The sequence below is a fragment of the Burkholderia sp. Ac-20365 genome (genome assembly GCF_017104715.1).
GTDB lineage: Bacteria > Pseudomonadota > Gammaproteobacteria > Burkholderiales > Burkholderiaceae > Paraburkholderia.
The window spans coordinates 443,261-459,669 of the sequence record NZ_JAAGPI010000004.1 but is presented as its reverse complement, the minus strand read 5'-3'; the positions used below and the strand labels follow the sequence as shown (position 1 = coordinate 459,669).

20 protein-coding genes are annotated in these 16,409 nt (G+C 60.2%); 18 read left to right on the top strand and 2 right to left on the bottom strand.

Features of this window, described 5'->3' with window-relative positions:
- The first annotated feature begins 277 nt into the window (after positions 1 to 277).
- Both G3O01_RS11240 and G3O01_RS11235 read left to right on the top strand, forming a co-directional pair.
- Entirely contained in the window at positions 278 to 1,036 is a 759-nt protein-coding gene (locus tag G3O01_RS11240) for a hypothetical protein (protein WP_205804692.1), read from the top strand.
- Between the two features lie 154 nt (positions 1,037 to 1,190).
- The gene (locus G3O01_RS11235) at positions 1,191 to 1,712 is read left to right on the top strand and encodes a site-2 protease family protein (protein WP_205804691.1); all 522 of its coding nucleotides are present in this window, start codon (positions 1,191 to 1,193) and stop codon (positions 1,710 to 1,712) included.
- A gap of 95 nt (positions 1,713 to 1,807) precedes the next feature.
- Here the strand turns inward: G3O01_RS11235 and G3O01_RS11230 are convergent, their stop codons facing one another.
- On the bottom strand, positions 1,808 to 2,533 hold the full coding sequence (locus G3O01_RS11230; protein ID WP_205804690.1) for a lecithin retinol acyltransferase family protein: 726 nt from the start codon (positions 2,531 to 2,533) through the stop codon (positions 1,808 to 1,810).
- Between the two features lie 262 nt (positions 2,534 to 2,795).
- On the opposite strand from G3O01_RS11230, the gene G3O01_RS11225 reads away from it, so the two are divergent.
- The 15 genes from G3O01_RS11225 to G3O01_RS11155 all read left to right on the top strand — a co-directional run bounded on the left by G3O01_RS11225 (position 2,796) and on the right by G3O01_RS11155 (position 13,944).
- A complete protein-coding gene (locus G3O01_RS11225) occupies positions 2,796 to 3,014 on the top strand; it encodes a hypothetical protein (RefSeq protein ID WP_205804689.1) in 219 nt (72 codons plus the stop codon).
- Between the two features lie 11 nt (positions 3,015 to 3,025).
- Positions 3,026 to 4,933, top strand: coding sequence for a DNA ligase D (gene ligD, locus G3O01_RS11220; RefSeq protein ID WP_205804688.1), 1,908 nt, complete (start codon positions 3,026 to 3,028; stop codon positions 4,931 to 4,933).
- Between the two features lie 255 nt (positions 4,934 to 5,188).
- Positions 5,189 to 5,821 (top strand): hypothetical protein, encoded by a 633-nt coding sequence (locus tag G3O01_RS11215; RefSeq protein ID WP_205804687.1) that lies wholly within the window; start codon positions 5,189 to 5,191, stop codon positions 5,819 to 5,821.
- A gap of 13 nt (positions 5,822 to 5,834) precedes the next feature.
- On the top strand, positions 5,835 to 6,104 hold the full coding sequence (locus G3O01_RS11210; RefSeq protein WP_205804686.1) for a hypothetical protein: 270 nt from the start codon (positions 5,835 to 5,837) through the stop codon (positions 6,102 to 6,104).
- A gap of 124 nt (positions 6,105 to 6,228) precedes the next feature.
- Complete coding sequence (locus G3O01_RS11205; RefSeq protein WP_205804685.1) at positions 6,229 to 6,621, top strand: hypothetical protein; 393 nt, start codon at positions 6,229 to 6,231, stop codon at positions 6,619 to 6,621.
- Between the two features lie 30 nt (positions 6,622 to 6,651).
- The gene (locus G3O01_RS11200; RefSeq protein WP_205804684.1) at positions 6,652 to 6,879 is read left to right on the top strand and encodes a hypothetical protein; all 228 of its coding nucleotides are present in this window, start codon (positions 6,652 to 6,654) and stop codon (positions 6,877 to 6,879) included.
- 217 nt (positions 6,880 to 7,096) lie between these two features.
- Positions 7,097 to 7,672 (top strand): CAP domain-containing protein, encoded by a 576-nt coding sequence (locus G3O01_RS45265; RefSeq protein WP_241023836.1) that lies wholly within the window; start codon positions 7,097 to 7,099, stop codon positions 7,670 to 7,672.
- A gap of 469 nt (positions 7,673 to 8,141) precedes the next feature.
- Positions 8,142 to 8,429 (top strand): winged helix-turn-helix domain-containing protein, encoded by a 288-nt coding sequence (locus G3O01_RS11190; RefSeq protein WP_205804683.1) that lies wholly within the window; start codon positions 8,142 to 8,144, stop codon positions 8,427 to 8,429.
- Positions 8,430 to 8,829: 400 nt separating this feature from the next.
- Entirely contained in the window at positions 8,830 to 9,186 is a 357-nt protein-coding gene (locus G3O01_RS11185) for a hypothetical protein (protein ID WP_205804682.1), read from the top strand.
- 13 nt (positions 9,187 to 9,199) lie between these two features.
- Positions 9,200 to 9,457 carry a hypothetical protein gene (locus G3O01_RS11180; protein WP_205804681.1) on the top strand — a complete coding sequence of 86 codons (258 nt, stop codon included), beginning with the start codon at positions 9,200 to 9,202 and terminating at the stop codon, positions 9,455 to 9,457.
- A 216-nt stretch (positions 9,458 to 9,673) separates the two neighbouring features.
- A complete protein-coding gene (locus G3O01_RS11175) occupies positions 9,674 to 10,477 on the top strand; it encodes a CsgG/HfaB family protein (RefSeq protein ID WP_205804680.1) in 804 nt (267 codons plus the stop codon).
- A 118-nt stretch (positions 10,478 to 10,595) separates the two neighbouring features.
- Entirely contained in the window at positions 10,596 to 11,261 is a 666-nt protein-coding gene (locus tag G3O01_RS11170) for a BtpA/SgcQ family protein (RefSeq protein ID WP_205804679.1), read from the top strand.
- Between the two features lie 82 nt (positions 11,262 to 11,343).
- Complete coding sequence (locus G3O01_RS11165) at positions 11,344 to 12,183, top strand: tellurite resistance TerB C-terminal domain-containing protein (protein ID WP_241023835.1); 840 nt, start codon at positions 11,344 to 11,346, stop codon at positions 12,181 to 12,183.
- Entirely contained in the window at positions 12,180 to 13,349 is a 1,170-nt protein-coding gene (locus tag G3O01_RS11160; protein WP_346779169.1) for a DUF5131 family protein, read from the top strand. Before G3O01_RS11165 ends, G3O01_RS11160 begins: the two co-directional genes overlap by 4 nt.
- A 184-nt stretch (positions 13,350 to 13,533) precedes the next feature.
- Positions 13,534 to 13,944: a hypothetical protein gene (locus tag G3O01_RS11155; protein WP_205804677.1), complete on the top strand. Its 411-nt coding sequence runs from the start codon at positions 13,534 to 13,536 to the stop codon at positions 13,942 to 13,944.
- A gap of 23 nt (positions 13,945 to 13,967) precedes the next feature.
- Here G3O01_RS11155 and G3O01_RS11150 read toward each other — a convergent pair whose 3' ends face one another.
- On the bottom strand, positions 13,968 to 14,570 hold the full coding sequence (locus G3O01_RS11150) for a hypothetical protein (protein ID WP_205804676.1): 603 nt from the start codon (positions 14,568 to 14,570) through the stop codon (positions 13,968 to 13,970).
- A gap of 763 nt (positions 14,571 to 15,333) precedes the next feature.
- Here G3O01_RS11150 and G3O01_RS11145 point away from each other — a divergent pair.
- On the top strand, positions 15,334 to 16,365 hold the full coding sequence (locus tag G3O01_RS11145; RefSeq protein ID WP_205804675.1) for a hypothetical protein: 1,032 nt from the start codon (positions 15,334 to 15,336) through the stop codon (positions 16,363 to 16,365).
- Positions 16,366 to 16,409 lie beyond the last annotated feature (44 nt).

Sequence of the window (16,409 nt, the reverse complement as noted above, 5' to 3'; positions counted from 1 at the left end):
GTTGTGCTCGGCTTACGGCGCTACCCAGGTCTGCGTCTATCGCGCGCAGGGCGGCACTGAAATCTGCGCCCGTGACAATCACGGCGTGGAGAAGGTATCGACCGAGTCGAAGGCTCTTCTGAGCCAGGGAGTCGGTGACTGAAAACGCGTCCCGCGCCGCCCTGGCGGCGCTGGGATCATCCCTGCAGAGACGATTTCGCAGAAGCTGAGCGCTTCTGCGAAGCAGTCTTCCCTTCCTTTTCGACGCCGAGCTTTCGGCAATAAACTGGAGGAAGTGATGCAGCAAGATCAAACCGCAATTCCCGTGATGGAAAAGGAATGGCCCAATGGCGCCACCGTAAAGATCCGTTTCATCCGCGCGAGCGGTGCCGAAGGTGAAATCGGTTGGGCCAGGCGCGGTCAGAAAGGTGAGCTTGTATCAGCCCCGGGAATGATGCCGCTCGATGCCTCGAAGTGGGAGGTTCTCGCCGAACGCGATGCGGCACTGACGGACGTCCGATTGATGGCAGAAGCCTTCTCTCGCGCGCTATCGGTCGCGGCCAATCCCAAAGCCGATTTCGGGGTTCTTTTCGAAATCGGTGTGCATGACGCGATCGCGCGTCATGACCTGGAAAATCCCGCCTGCAAAATCGTGGACATGACCGACGAAGCGGTTCTCGCCGCCGCGTTGAAGGATGTCCTCAATGCCGCTGACGCCGGCGCGCCTTACTCGGCAGAAGAGCTATGCGGAAGCGAGTTCAGTGTGGCTCGCATCGTTGCGAACAAACATCTCAACGATGGAAAGAATGGTCCGCCTGATCTGGTTCTGAAGGACGCCCTGCTGACAACAGAACGCGCACTGGCCGACTCGGTCCATCATGCGATGCTGTTCGAGCGCCGCTATCACGCAGCGGAAGCGTTACGGACGATCGCCGCGCAAACGACCGGCTCCGACTGGACAGACCAGCAGGCGATGGCGTTCGTCAAACAGCACGCCCGGCAGACGATAAACCTGATCGGCGCGGACAAGATTCGCCGACCTCGCTGGATGAAGTAGAAACGAACGGCCTGTAGCCCTCAACGGGGCTACGGGCCGTTGCCGTTTTAAGAATGCGAACGGAGGCCGTCGAGTAGCGGCGTTCTTCGCAGAAATTTTGCACAGCGCGAGCGACGCGCTACAGTTAAGCACCTCCACTACCATGGTCCTCTCGATGCTCTCATTTCTCACCACCCCGTGGCATTTCATTCTGACGGCGACTCCCGGGATCGCACTGGCAAGCGCGCTTTGCGCTACTTTCGTCTGCGTCGTAGCAGTCGTTGGTCACGAGCTCGCACACTGGAGCGCGGCGCGCGCATTCGGCGTGAAGGGACGCATCGGCTTTTTCACCCGTCGCGGATCGTCACGGCTTTGGTTCCTGTCCGTTATGGGTGTGCGTTTCGAGGATCGGGACTTCGCCGCGCTGACCCGGTGGCAGGCGCGCGTCGTAGCAGCAGGCGGGCCGGCGTGGGACCTGGCCTTTTCTATTTTTTGCCTATCGATCTGGCAACAGCTTGTCGGACCAGAATGGGTCAGCGGTACCTTCGCCGTCAGCGGTCTGATCTACTTCGCCGTATGCTGGGTCAACATCGTGCCCCTGCCGTTTCGCAATGACGGTTGGCTGGTCCTGTGGCCTGAGGCCATTTTCGACAAGGCCGGGAACGACCAGTTCGCGGGCGCGGGCCAGAGGCTATAACAGGCACCATTGCCAATGGCTATAACATCGCTAGAATCCGCCGACGTTTGCTCGACCATCAGGCACGCGGGAGGAATGCGCGGAATAGCCGGGCTTTATGATTTGCTGGACGTATTTCGCAGACGCGGGGCAGGCATGTCCCCGTTCATGGCGGGGGCGTCAGCCTTCAGTTGCTCGAGTGCCGGAATGGTGGCTTCGATTGCATCCGCCACCAGACCTGCTCCGGCCGAGAACATCAACCTTGCGGCCCGGCTCGTCACCGCGTCGACCGATTTCTGCAGGTTCTCGATCTGATCAAGCGGTGCCTTTCGCTTGTGGGCGTAGGCCGACAAACGCTTCGTCACGGATCCGAGGGAAGCGGCCAGCTGTGGTGACGCTAGTGATGTGGTGTACGCGTCGAGCAACTCGGCCGACGCTGCGGCGATGGTAACCAGGCCGCCAAGCTCCGCGTGACTCAGTACTGTCCTGCCGGCCGCGATCATTCCGAGTTTCAGTGCCTCCGTTTGCAGACTGGCGTGCTCGCCCTCAATGCACCAGAAAACGAAGTGCTCGCAGTTGTTTTCCCACAGGTGATACGTTGCTTCGCGGTGTCGCGACCACGCACGCGCTATGCTCGCCTCGCGACCATACGTCCGGCGCGGGTGATCGAAAACGGTCACCGTTGTGTGCTCGGCGAACGTTGCGAGTGAGACGCACTCGATGAGGCCGGTTGGCGCGCCGGACGATGGCCCCGTGTACTGCATGACGTGATCATTCCCGAGATACAGACCGTGATGCTTGTATGCCGCGAACTGCGCCACAAGGTGGTCGCCCTGAATCATCGATCTTCCCCGTCCTGTCTTTTCTGTGCTTCCTTCGCCGGCTCGTCGTTGCTCGCCGGACAGCCCCCGCGACCGATTCGCCCAGTCTCGTAGCCAGACGATCCCGCCGGGGAGCATTCTACAGAGGCGCGACGTTTGCTAGTTCACAATCCTCCCTTCGCGCCAGCTACAACGGAGACCACTGCTGCGTGTCCCCTCGTGCGACCGCGCTATGATTGATTGGACTGTAAGGCGCCCGTGACAGGGTGCGGGAGTTATGTCAATGTCGAAAATGACCAACGCCTGGCCTGTAACGCCAGGCTTCTACTGGCTGCTTGTGCCCGGCGGCGTTGCCGAAGTTGTCGAGGTGCATGAGGAGCGTAAGGGTGCGCCAATGCTCGAGGTCCGGTTTATCGGTATCGAGAACGCAATGGCGATTGAGGACGAGGCGTTACGCGAAGCTCGCTGGAGCGCGCCGCTCTTTCCTCCACACACACTCTAGCCTTCCCTGTCATGCGCCGGCGAACCAGTTCATCACCCTTCCTTGAAGGAGCGGACGCGCCGCGTGCACCGATCCCCGATACCGTCGAGCCACAACTCGCCGAAATCGCGAGTCGGCCGCCAGCGGGCAGCCAATGGGGCTATGAGTTGAAATTCGACGGATACCGGATGCGCGCGCGTATCGTCGATGGGGCTGTATCCCTCCTTACCCGCAAAGGCGCTGATTGGACATCCAGGCTTCCAGCGCTGGCACGCACGCTTGCCGCTCTTCCAGTTGGCAGCGCGTGGATTGACGGCGAAGTCGTCGCGATGGTCGGCGGCCTGCCGAGTTTCGCGGCTCTCCAGAGAGCTTTCGCGCGCCGCCAGACTGCCTCCCTCGTCTATTTCGCGTTCGACCTGCTTTATCTCGATGGTCGCGATTTGCGCAGTCTCCCACTTCGTGAGCGCAGGACGATTCTTGAACGCGTGGTGGAGAACGCCAAAGACGGTAAGTTGGGAGTATCGGAGACCCACGACAATGGACAGGCACTCCTTCAGTCTGCCTTCAGTCATCAGCTGGAAGGGATCATGGCCAAGCGGCTTGACCGCCCCTACACGGCGGGGCGCTCGCATGACTGGCTGAAGGTCAAATGCTGGAAGCGCCAGGAGTTTGTTGTCGGTGGGATTACGTTGTCACGACGCGGCGCGCGGGCGCCACGTGAGCTTCTGGTTGGTGTCCATGAGCGTGATGGATCGTTGCGCTACGTCGGAACAGTCGCCGCTCCCGTCACCAGCGGCAGACGAGCCGCGACTCACCCGGATTTCAGTGCGTGCGTTGCCGCGCCGTTTTTCAATCCCCCGGCGCCCGAGGAAGTCGGACATGTCGTGTGGGTTACGCCGACGTTTGTCGCAGAAGTTCGCTTTCTCGAATGGACTTCGGCGGGCGGACTCCGGCAAGCTCAGTTTGTCGCGTATCGCGAGGACAAACCAGCCGATGAGATCGTGATGGAGGTTCCTGTAGAGCCTCCGCCCGAATCAGCGGCGGCGCAACGTCGCACTCTGGGCGCGCGATTTACCCACGCGGATCGGATCATTGACGAAGGGTCAGGCCTGACCAAGGGCGATGTCGCCTCATACTACGCGGACATCGCCCAATGGATGCTTCCGCATATCCACGGCCGGCCGGTGATGCTCGCGCGGGCACCGACGGGAATTGCAGCCCCCGTCTTTTATCAGAAGCACGCGGAGACCTCCCGATTCAGGTCTGTCGAAGAGCTACCCGCGAGTTTGCATCCTGGGCACCCTCCTCTGCTTGTATGCAACAGCCCAGAGGCTTTGCTCGAGCTCGTCCAGTTGAACGTGATTGAAATTCACACCTGGAACGCAACAGCACCCCGCCTCGACCGACCTGACCGGTTCATCCTTGACCTAGACCCTGATCCCGCGCTCCCCTGGTCTGATACGGTCCTGGCCGCGCGACTGGTCAGGGGGCTCCTGGAGGAAATCGGTCTGACATGCTTTCTGAAGACGAGCGGCGGCAAAGGGCTGCATATAGTGGTGCCGATCCAGCGTCGCCCGAACTGGTCCGAAGTGAAGGCATTCACCCACTCGATCGCTCAGCATCTCGCGCGGGTGATTCCGTCGCGCTTTTCGGCCGTGTCCGGACCTTCCAACCGCATAGGCAAGATCTTTGTGGATTACCTTCGCAATGGTCTGGGCGCAACGACCGCCGCAGCCTTTTCGGTCAGGGCGCGGCCTGGACTACCGGTGTCGGTACCGGTGAGCTGGGACGAGTTGGAGAAGCTGACTGGCGGCGATCAGTGGGATATTCGCACCGCGCGCGAGCGCGTCCGAACGCTCGCGTCGGATCCGTGGGAAGGGTACGGTGAGGTTGAACAGGCGTTGACCGCCGACATGCGCCGACGGATGGGGAAGTCTTAGCGCGAAGCCGGTCATCGATCTGGCAAAACGACCGTGTTGGCGCTAGAATCACGTGGCCGCCTGGTGCGGCAACATGTCAAATTATTCTTCTGTGGTTCGCTGCGTGCCCCCTCGCGTGCACGGCTGTTTCCGGTCGAACCTCATCCGGCTATTCCATCCCAGCCCACTGTGTTGAGCCAGTGTTCAACAGAGCGCGCGCTGCGCTGATTCCTTTCACAAACCGCCCGTGTTACCCGGAAAAAAGGAGTCTCAACGATGGACAAGAAAAACGCTTCCGTCAGCCAGGTCAAGACCGAAATCGCAAGCCTTCTCCAGGGCCACGTGTCGGCCTCGGGCAGCGCAGATAAGGGTCTGTCCGATCACAATGTCTGGAAAGCGCGTGCGGCTGTCGTTCAGGCGGCGCGTCGCGCGGGCGTTGTAACCCAACTTTCCGCTGAAGCGCTCGAAGCAGTCATCGGAGGCGCGATCGACGGCGCACAGACCTATGCGGATACACTCGTTCGGGCAGGCCATGTCGTCGCTCCCGAACGCAGCGCGGAGACCGCGGTGTCGGAAACACCTCTCTTTTCGTGGGAGCACGTCCCGGAGGCTACACGGCCTCAGGACACGGGAAAACGCACGAGCAGAGGGCACAGGATTATCCACTCGGCTGCTGCCGGCGGCGAATTCATCGAGTTCCCGTTCAACTCGGGCGTCCTCGTTCCCCCGGGTACGTACGCGTCCAATGTTTCGATGGCTCTGCAGTCGAACGCTGCCGATCTTCTGAAACTCGCGAAGGAGTGGGTGTCATTTGCAAAAGTGGCAGGACTGCCGGTCCCTTCCTCCTTGCTCGAAAAGACTGTCGGCACGATCGCGCGTGCGGAAGGCACGACGGCAACAACCATCTGAAACGGGAGGAACCATGAAGCTCAAGAAGGAACAACTGATCGCGCTTCTCGAAGAAACCCTCGCTGCAGTGAAGTCCGACGATTCGTTCGAAGGCCGGGTGGCCTTCAGTTGCATGGTCGATCATGTCGAACTCGCCCCGGATGAGTTCGAAGTCGACGCGTTCGTAAGAACGGGAAATAGTCTCGGTCAGGGCGGCGCGATCTGCATCCTGCCGACACCGGGTGCTGACAGGAAAGCCGGCGCTGGTGACGAAGTGCGCGCGAGCGAAGGCGCACCACAGTAACGTGGAATCACCCCAACCTGCGCGAGCACGTTGGGCATAGCCCTCACACGTGAGGGTCTATGCCGAGCATGCTGCTCCAGTCTTTTCAAACGTCCGCTCGCGGACATGACACTGGAGAACCTGTATGAACCTGCAACAAGAGGCTGTTGATTCGCCGTCCGGCCGCGAGACTCCGACAACCGGCGACACTCGGGAGGCGACAGAGTCGCTGCGAGTCGCACTCCGCGCGGCTGGATACTGCCGATGCCCGAACAACATTCACAGCTTGCCGGGCACGATCTGGTACGCCGGTGGTCCGGGCATCCCTGAACCGAAAGGGTTGCAGGAGGTTTACCTGCACGAGGGCAAGATCTCGGTAATCACGCACCGCTTTGTGGGCATCCAGTATGTTCGGGGGCACTACGAGCAAGACGAGGTCGCGTCCTTCGACGCAGTCGACAAATTCATCGATTGGTGTCGTGAGCACGGGAAGATCTCCGAACCTGGATTGCCCGCCTTCAGCAATTCCTGGGACTGAACCTGCGGCCTCATTGCCGAGAGACGAAATATGGCCGATATGAATGACAAAGAATGGGCGCATACGCCGACGATGATGCTGGAGCCTCCCAACCGACGCACCCCGTACCAGCGTGGCGAGGATGACGGGCTTGCAGGCAAACCTGGTCCTGCATTTCCTCGCGCCGATTCTGACTGGTCCGAGAGGCTCTACAACCGGGGATGGGAAGCGGGCATCAGCAAGCGGCTCGAAAAGCAACGCGCCGCCAGCACGGGTTGATGCCGCTTAACTGGAAACACGACCGCCCCGCATGGGGCGGTTTTTTTTCGCCCTGAAATTTTGCCACTGCGCGCCGATAAGACGGGTAACGGTCGCGGTGGGCGACTTGCATGAGCGTACCTCACGGATAGATTTAGGGCGCCTCCCCGCCATCCAGGCGAAGGCCTCCACCGATAACCCGACTGTTTCCTGAGATGCGTCGACGAACGACAACAAGATGATTTTGAAGAACACCCTTGCCGTTTCCCTCTCCCTTGCTGTTGCGCTTCTAACCGGATGCGCCAGCCCCAAGCCGGTCGCGAAAGCGGCAATACCGTACGACGGTCCCATCATTACCCTGCGTCCTGCACCCGGTCCGTCCGCAGTCACACTCCGAGACGGACCTGAAACGTCACTCGACTACGTCAACGACCGGCGCGCGGAGCTCGGGTTGCTGCCGATTCTGCCGGACGACGACGTCGCTGCGGCCGCAGCCGATCACGCGCGTTACCTCGATGCGAACCGCGCGAATGGTCATGATGAACTCGAGGGAAAGCCGGGGTTCACCGGCGCTGACGTGAACGCACGGGTTCGCTTGCGCACGCCGACCTTCGGTTCGTCGGAGGTTCTGGCTGTGTATGGAGGCGCGCACGCCCCGGTTGCTCCGATCGAGGAGATCTGGGACGCACCATTTCATAGAGGAAGTTTGCTTCTGGACTGGAAGCGCGCTGGAGAGGCATCCCTCAACGGCGACAATGCCACAGTGATCGTCGTCGATTTCGCGGACTTCAACAGGCAGATCGCCGATACCTAACTCATAGCCTATCCTTATCAAGGCCAAGTTCAGGTCCCCAGGTATTGGGTCGACAACGAACGCCCCGACCCTCTCGGCGGTGGCTACTCAGGCCAGACGGTGGGATACCCATTGACAGTGTCGGGCGGTCCCAATGCCCATATTGATCTCGAATCCTTCGAGCTTCGAGACCAGCGTGGCCACAAGGTGAAGTGCCATATTGCGGCATTGACACCTGCTGATGCGGGACGCAACACCGCAGTGTGCACACCGCTCGAACCGCTCCGGGGGAACACCCGCTACACGGCTCACGCGATCGGGAAGCTCACTCAGACCTACGTCTTTGAACGTGCACCGTTCGACCTCACGTGGAGCTTTACGACCATGAGCGGTGATCGTCCGACGGCGCCCCGCCTCGTTGCTCAGAACGTCTCGCATTGACCAACCCGGCGGCTCCCAGAGGGAGCTGCTTCCAAGCACCAAGTCTGTCATGTCGAATACCGGTCACGAGATCCTTGTACCTTTGCGCGGCGCGCGCCGCTGGCTTCCCGATCTGACCAACCGGCGGGGGCCGAGCTATCGAGCCTTCGTAGACGCGGTGAATGAGGCAGTCAGTTCCGGCGAACTCGCTGCGGGCGATCGCTTGCCCTCGCAGCGTTTCCTTGCCGCCCGTCTGGGGTTGCACGTCAACACGGTCAACCGCGCCTTGCGCGAATGCGCCCGCCTCGGTCTTACACAGGCCAACACGGGAAAGGGCACCCGAATCGCATCGGTCTGAGCGCTCCGCCGGGCTTTCGCCCGAACGGCCAATTGCCAATAGACCCGCCCCCTTCACCGCCCGCGCTTCGGAACAAGAACGCAGGACGAGCCACGCCGTAGTTCGAGAATCGCGGAGCGGGCGTGACCGCGGTCACAGCCGCGCGCCGTGGCGCTTGTTAGACTTCGACCGCTATCTGCTTCGGCGACTTAGGCACGCGCCCGGACCCGCGCCTGTGGGCGGCACGTGCTGGGGGCCGCCCGTACATCCGGGGCGCTCTGCCGTTGCGAAATTTTTTTCGCATTTCGGCTGAATTCTTCCTTCTACCCTCCGATAAGCGATGGCATGACAAGGTTCTCGGCCTCTCAGTGGGGCCGGACGCCTGACGATATCGACACCGAAAGCAATCGGAGCAATCGAGTTGAGAGAAAAATTGAGCCGCCGGGGCCGCACGCCGCTGCCCACCGGCCTTGCCAAAACTGAGCGTCTTGCATTCAGGGTGACGCCGGAGTTTGATGAATATTTCCGCACGCTCTGCGCGGACCGCGTCAAGATGGGCGAAGTTGCGATGCGCGTTCTTGAAAAAGCGAGAGCGGACGGCACCCTCGAAGGCGTCGTTCGTGAGATCGAGCTCGAACGTTACTCTGCCTTGCGCACGCTGCCCAAGGATGAACTCGCGCGTCGTCATCGACTGGCGCAGGCGAAGTTGCGGAGCCTCGAATCTGCTCTGTCGCAGTCTCAACCCGAGACCGCAGGGGCAGATTCGGAAAGTTGCTGACATATCTTTGCGCATGAGCACGGTCGCGGAACTTCCCGGCGCGCGTTGGAACGGGCTTGTGGTCGCGTTCGCAGAATGGGGACTGGCGGGCGGTCATTGCGCGCTCGCTGTCGATGATCAACCACTCTGGTTCGGGCCGCTCTCCGAGGTGGCCAGCAAGCGTCATCTCTTCGGTTTGGCAAACACCCTCTGGGTTCACGAATCCGATCTCCATATCTTCCGGGCGAAGATCGCTGGCAGTCCGGTCGACGAGCGTCGACCAGTTGTTTGACGTTTTTGGCATCCCCCCTGGCGTCCACACCCTCGAGCCGCCGGACTTCGTCCGCTAGTGCAGTCGGGGCGCGCGAATGACTGGCGCGACGACTTGCATCCGTTCTTTCAAAAGATAACCTGGTGCTCTCCCTCCCGTGCGGGCGGAGAAACGGGTCGCGCAAGCTAACCGCGGCCTCTTTGCATATACCCAGATTCAACGAAAGAGGAAGAACAGATGATTCCGAAATTGACCGTTACAGCAGCCGCTTCCATGTTGCTGCTCTCGGCATGCGCGCAAATGCAACTCGGCGGCGGCAACAAGATGCCCGACAGCACGGCCGTCGCCGGCACGCCAACTCAGACGGAAGGTGACGGTCTGAAGCATTGCGCAGCGCCCTTGGGCACTGTGGCTATCATCGAAGACCAGACGGCGCCCTGGTTCAGCTTTCTTACTGCCCAATACCAGCTCGGCTCGACCGTTCCCGTGCTCAAGCTTTTAGTACAGCAAAGCAATTGCTTTGTTATTGTCGACCGAGGCCGCGGTCTCGACGCCGCGATGGGTGAGCGGCAACTCAATGCAATGGGTGAGCTGCGCAAGAAGAGCAAGATGCACAAGGGGCAGATGGTTTCGGCCGATTACTCGATGAGCCCCAGCATTACGTTTAGCAGCCAGAACGCGGGGTCCGGCACGGCCATTCTGAACTACGTGCCCGTCGTCGGCGGCGCGCTGGCGAGCGTCGCGGGGACGATGAATACGAAGGAAGCTTCGACGGTACTGACGTTGACTGATAACCGGTCGAGTGTCCAGTTGGCTGCCGCGACAGGCACCGCCCGGAACATCGACCTCGGACTGATCGGCAGCGTGATGTCTTCGAAGAATTCGGGCGCGGTCGGCGGCTACTCGAATACGCCGCAAGGCAAGGTCGTCGTCGCGGCGCTGACTGACTCGCTCAACAACCTTGTGGTGTCGGTCCAGCAGTATCGCGCGCAGAACGTCAAAGGCGGTCTTGGCGCAGGCGGCCAACTTCACGTCAATTAACCCGCGGCCACTGCTGCCAGCGCTGGCGCCGGAGCTATCAAGGCGCTTTCTCGGAACTCTAACCGATTGACGGAGGATGCCGCCGGGCAAGGCGGTATCCGTGTACAAGGAGAATCAGATGGCGAAAGTATTCCCGGTCATCCACTTTCTGGACGCTGCTACAGCCCTTTCGGAAGCCGATCTGGCATTCGAGTGCGGCGCAGACGGCGTCTTTCTCATCAGTCACCAAGGCGACGATGATCTGCTGTTTGAGCCTGCCGCCGTAATCAAGCGCCGCCATCCGGGGAAGTTGGTCGGTTTGAATCTGCTGACGCTCGGCGCAGCAAAATGCGTCGCCGTGGCGGCCGATCTCGGCCTCGATGCGGCGTGGGCAGATCATGCTGGTGTCAATTCGGCAGGTGTGAGCGAGACCGGCATGCAACTGGCGCAAATGCTGAAGGACAACCCCCAAGTTGCCCTCTTCGCGGGCGTTGCGTTCAAAGGACAGCAGCACGAACCGGAGGCCGGCGCGGCGGCCAAGGTGGCACAAAGTCTCGGGATGGTCCCGACGACCAGCGGGGCGCGAACCGGCCACCCGCCTGAAGTGCGGAAAATCGAGGCAATCCGCGCGGCTATCGGCGCGGGCAACCCGCTGGCGATCGCATCGGGTCTCTCCCCGGAAAACGTCGCAGATTTCGCACGTGATGCGACACACTTCCTGGTCTCCACGCACGTGTCACGCGACGAATATCACCTGGACCGCGCGCGCCTGGAAGCGTTCATTTCGAAGGCAAAACCGGAATGACGGGATGTCATGTCGCAGATTCGGGACGTTAGGCGCTTCTGGGCACGCTACCTTTGATCATCCCACTCTGGACGACGAGATCATGAGCACGCCGGAAACGCTTTCCGTACTCATGCGCGATGACGTGCCGATGAATACGTACGGGCACGCGATGCTGCTGCTGGACCTTCTCTATCTCGAAAATCTCTTGCCCGAGTGCAGCGTTGACGTACGACCTCAGGAACACCCGGAGCGAGGCGCAATCTTTGTTCCGGGTGAGGACATCACCCTCGGCCGCTCGGCAGAGGAAGTAACGACTGCGATTTGGAAGCTCGTTGTGTGCTGGCGCAAGTTTGGGTACCTGGACCTTGAGGATCCAGAAGCCGACGGTAGTTCGACGCACGTGACCATGCAGCAAGAGACACGCTCCGACGAGCCGGATCTGGCGGCGAGCGGGATGTCCGTGAGCGCCATCCCAGCTACCGACCGGCATCCTGAGGACGTTGGATCGACGATCAAGACGCCGGGTGTCATTCTCGACGCGCGCCGGCTTGCAGCTCTGAAGGAAGAGACTGCACGTGTCTCATCGATGCTCGCCGAGGTCTTTGCCGAGGAGAGGCCGAATGCGATGTCGCCCATTCAGGCTCGCCGCCCGGATCCTGACGTTGCTCGCATCAGCGAGCAGCACCCGCCTGCCCGCGACGTAGCAGCCCTCTTCCCGTGTCTTGATGAGCCGCATTGCTCATTCCTCCGTCTGCTCGTTACGCGGGCATTGTGGACGCGAGCCGAGCTTATCGGCATCGTCGCGCCCCTCGATCTGATGCTGGATGGCGCAATCGAGCAGATCAATGAGGCGGCGCTCGACCTTTGGGACGAACCTGTCGCCGACGGGGATGACCCCATCGAGATCACTCATAGCATTGTGCAGAGGCTGGCTGCGTGATCGTTTTTGAAGCGGTTGCGGCATCGAGGCATGCCTGGCAATCGGAACTTGAACTTCACCTGAAATTTCCACCAGAGGGTGCGATGGCAGAAACAACGATCGAATGGTGCGATTTCACTCACAACCACTGGGAAGGATGTACGCCAGTGAGTCCTGCGTGCGACCACTGTTATGCAGAGGTGAGAAACGCGCGGTACGGTGGAGGCATCGCGCCAAACTGGGGTGTCGGCGCGCCGCGCCGCCTCACATCACAAGAGAACCGGAAGAAGCCACTGCGATATAACAGGCGCCTCTTCGGGGAATGTGCAAGCTGCCGCTGGCGTGGTTTTGTTAGCGCCGCGACTTCCTTCGACGCGCACGCGAAGTGCGCCGAATGCAACGCCGTAGGATCGATCGTACGCACGCGGGCCCGCGTCTTCTGCTCGTCCCTCTCGGACGTGTTCGACAACGAAGTTGATCCTTCCTGGCGTACGGACTTGTGGCAACTGGTTGATAGCACACCGACCCTCGAGTGGATGCTCCTGACCAAACGCATAGGCAACGTACGGAAGATGGTTCCCCGGTCGTGGCTAGAACCGAATGGGTGGCCGAAGAACGTCAGGCTCGGCATTACCGTGTCCACCCAGGAGGAAGTGGAACGCGACGTTCCTCGACTGCTCGACATTAACGCGCCGAACTTTCTGTCCATCGAACCGATACTCGGCGCGATCGACCTCCTGAAGATCCGCGAAAAGTCGGGCCTCGTGTTCAACGCGCTGTCGAGCAAGGTCGGGATCAGCTACCGCGGCAGGCGAATCGACTGGGTCATCGCCGGTGGGGAAAGTGGCGGTCCGGACGTCCGACCCGCCCACATTGACTGGCTACGCCAGCTTCGGGACCAGTGCGGGCGAACCAATACAGAATTTCTCCTAAAGCAGTGGGGCGCTTATTCCCCGGGTAGTCAGTTCATCTACGACCAGAAGACGATTTCCGTCGATCTCAATGGTCGGGTCGCAAAGGGCCTTACGGCTGAATCGTATCCGTCCAGAGCGTCGTCTGCCGACGGCTGGACGTTGATGCGCCATGTCGGCAAGAAAAAGGCGGGCCGGGAACTGGATGGAGTTATCCACGATGGCAGGCCAGGGCCGAAAGCGATGCCGTTACCCTCCGCCGGTGAGGTGATTTGAACGCAGCGAAGGGGTGCAATTTGCGTCCCCGCAAACTGTACTTAAGCTTTTGATTGCTCCGCCGATAAAAAGAATCGGGACGGCGGCGACCGCTGCCGTTCCGAAAAGGTCGCGCATATCGTGGCGTGCGCTGGCCTTGAACAGAACCAACCCACGAACATTCTAGAACCGAAGAGGAAGAATCATGCGTCTGTCTGCTAGATCCGCTGTCGCCCTGCTGCTGTTGAGCGCGGCCGCCACCGCCAACGCAGGACAATTCAACTGGCACCTGACTAACCACGCCGTTGGGTATGGGGACGACGAACTGAAGGCTGTCATTGCCGACGGCATCTCGAGTTCAAGCGAAAACGCTTCGCTCGGGAAAGACTACACGCTCAACATCCTGGTGTCTGGTGGCAGCGGAAACGACCGCGCCGCTGCACCCGGCATGATCGTCGTTCAAAAGATTAAACCGCTCCAGTACGGTGAGGTCGTCTACTGCTCGAAGTACGACTTTGGAACGTACACCCGAGCGCAACTGGCCGAGAAGCTGCGCGATGTAATGCGGGTGATGCCGAGCTACTCGGTCTCCAGCCCCGACTGCCGTACCAGCTGACAGGCAGGCCGCGCGACGCCCGATCAACGGCGTCGCGCAAAAATCCGAGCGGCTTTTTCACGTAGCCGCTCGACCAGGGAGACTGGCGGACAAACGGATTCACGAGCGTCTGGCCAGTCCCGCCCTCCCCCGCTAATATCCACCGACGCACGCCGAAGGCGCGCGGCCAGCACATCCTCAAACGGTCGTCCTGCGCTCGATGCCGTGGTCACCCGCTCGGCAAGATAAAGGTGGTGGTTCCCACGATCGCCGTCGTTCGTAAAACCCGGCATGTAGGTTCGCACGGCACCGTGAAAAACGCTTCGCTTGCGGCCGAGATCATCTGTGAGGCGGAAGGATCGGGCCGAGGGCAACGCGACAACATGCGCGAATCCCTGGAGCGCACGCGCAGCCCGTTCGGGGTCCAGCAGATAATGTGGTGATCCGGTTCGCCGCTGAGATATTGCGACGATCGGCAGGCGCCGGTCCGGCGCTCGCAAGAGGCTAAGGAAGGCCTCGTATTTATCGTCAGTCTCGATATAGACCGGTTGCTCGGACAGCGCGAAGCCAGCGTCCAGTAGCTTGTGGCGATGGATGAATGTCTTCACCAGCGATGGTGTGCTTGATGGCGCTGCCCCTTCTTCCATGTGCTCTGCGAACAGTCGAACGCCTACCTCATCGTGCGTGTGTCGGTCTGCAACAAATGCTTCGAGGCGCCACATTCGCGGAATGCGGCCTGTACCGCGATGCTCCGCGCTGAAGGACCAAACTGTAGCAGAGGACGCAGCGCTTAGTCGTAGCTCGCCCCGGATCGCCTCAAAAGGTTCACCTTCAAACGCTGTGGCGGGTATCAGATCGTGCCAGCTGTCGTCACTTCGCCGCTCGCGCGCAGCCCAGTTGAGCACTGAATTTCGTGCGTCTGCCCGCTGCGCTGCCGAAACACGGTCACTCGGGAACCTGAACTGGACAACAGGAATGAACGTGCGCGTTTGCGAAGACGCTGACGGACCGGGAGACTGCAACAGCACGCTCTGTGGCATCGTGGAGGGGGATAAGTCGAGTATTACCCTCGATTGTATCGAAGCTACGACGCGCGAACCCATCGGCCCCTGTTGATGCGCTTCAGGCTGGCCAGGGTCAATTGCCGTCGCGAGGGGGAGATGTTGGTTCAGTTGGGAGAGCGCAGAAGGTCTTTTGCACCTCTGATGGTAAAAAAGTTCCTCGCGCATTTCTGGGGAGTCCACCTGCGGACAGGTATCGTCGGCCCACTACGCGCCGTTCGTTCGGCGTCCAGGACCCCTAGTCATCTCCCCGAACATCTTGGAATAAGTACCGTGAGCAATCTGTACGCAGGCGAACACACCCGGTTCGAAATCTCCAGTTAAATGCAGTCAAAAGAGGGGAAAAAGCATGGGAAAAGAGTATGTGCAGTCGCCGCTCCCCCACGCACTGGTGAATACCTCGGCGTGGGCTGGTCTTGGCGGTGGACGTTTCGGCGCGGTGCGATTTTTATTTCTTGTAGATCGCCGAGTCGAATCAAAGCCTTATAACGGTCCTGCAGAGGAATCCGACTTGCCGGCCGGGTCTAAACACGCAGTTAGCATAGAACAGTCGTGGACGCTTGCGCATACCGATACCGTCCAGGACGCCATCACTTCAACTGTGACGGTTAACTTGTCTACGACACTGTTAGCCAAACTCGGAGCAAAAGCAGAGGCCGGCGTCCCTGGGCTAAAGGCTGCGGTGTCTGCCGAAATTCAATCAAAATTTGGCGCGGAACTCGCGCAATCGCTCGCAAGCAATCTGACAACGACGAGAGCCTATTCACTACAGGCCCTTAAGAAGGTGACAGAGACTATCGAATTTAACGTTCCTCCGCCTGCGGATGGTTCGCTCACACGCAAAGTGTTTGTCTATCAGAAATTCACCAAGCATATTTGGGATATATATCTGCACAGTGTCGATCTCATCGACCTTATTTACGTCGCCCCTGCTTTGCTGAAGGATGGAAAACGAGATATTCAATCTGAAGTGACCGTCGTTGCAAGGGTGCCGTTCGCCAGAATCGAATTCTTTATGCCGCAATCCAAGTCCTCCTGGACTTTCGACACATACACTGCAGAAGTCGCGGAACCCGATCTCGTTACATCCGGTTTCCTTCACGCTCAATATCCTGAAGCACCGACTCTGCCTCCAAAGATTCCGCTCTCGGATTTCGCCCGCGAAGTGTTCCCGAAGAAGAAAGAGAAAAAAGAGGCAGCCAGGAAGGCTGCAGCCGCGAAGAAGCCGGCGGCAAAAAAGGCGGCACCAGCAAAGAAGTTCGCGGCGAAAAAAGCGGCACCCGCCAAGAAAACGGCGGCAAAGAAGGCGGCTCCAGCAAGGAAGGCCGCAGCAAGAAAAGCGGTTCCCGCCAGGAAAGCGGCGGCGCGAGCAGGACGATAGTCCAGCAAACGCGGCCGTCAGCGTGTGTAACTGCAGCACACGAC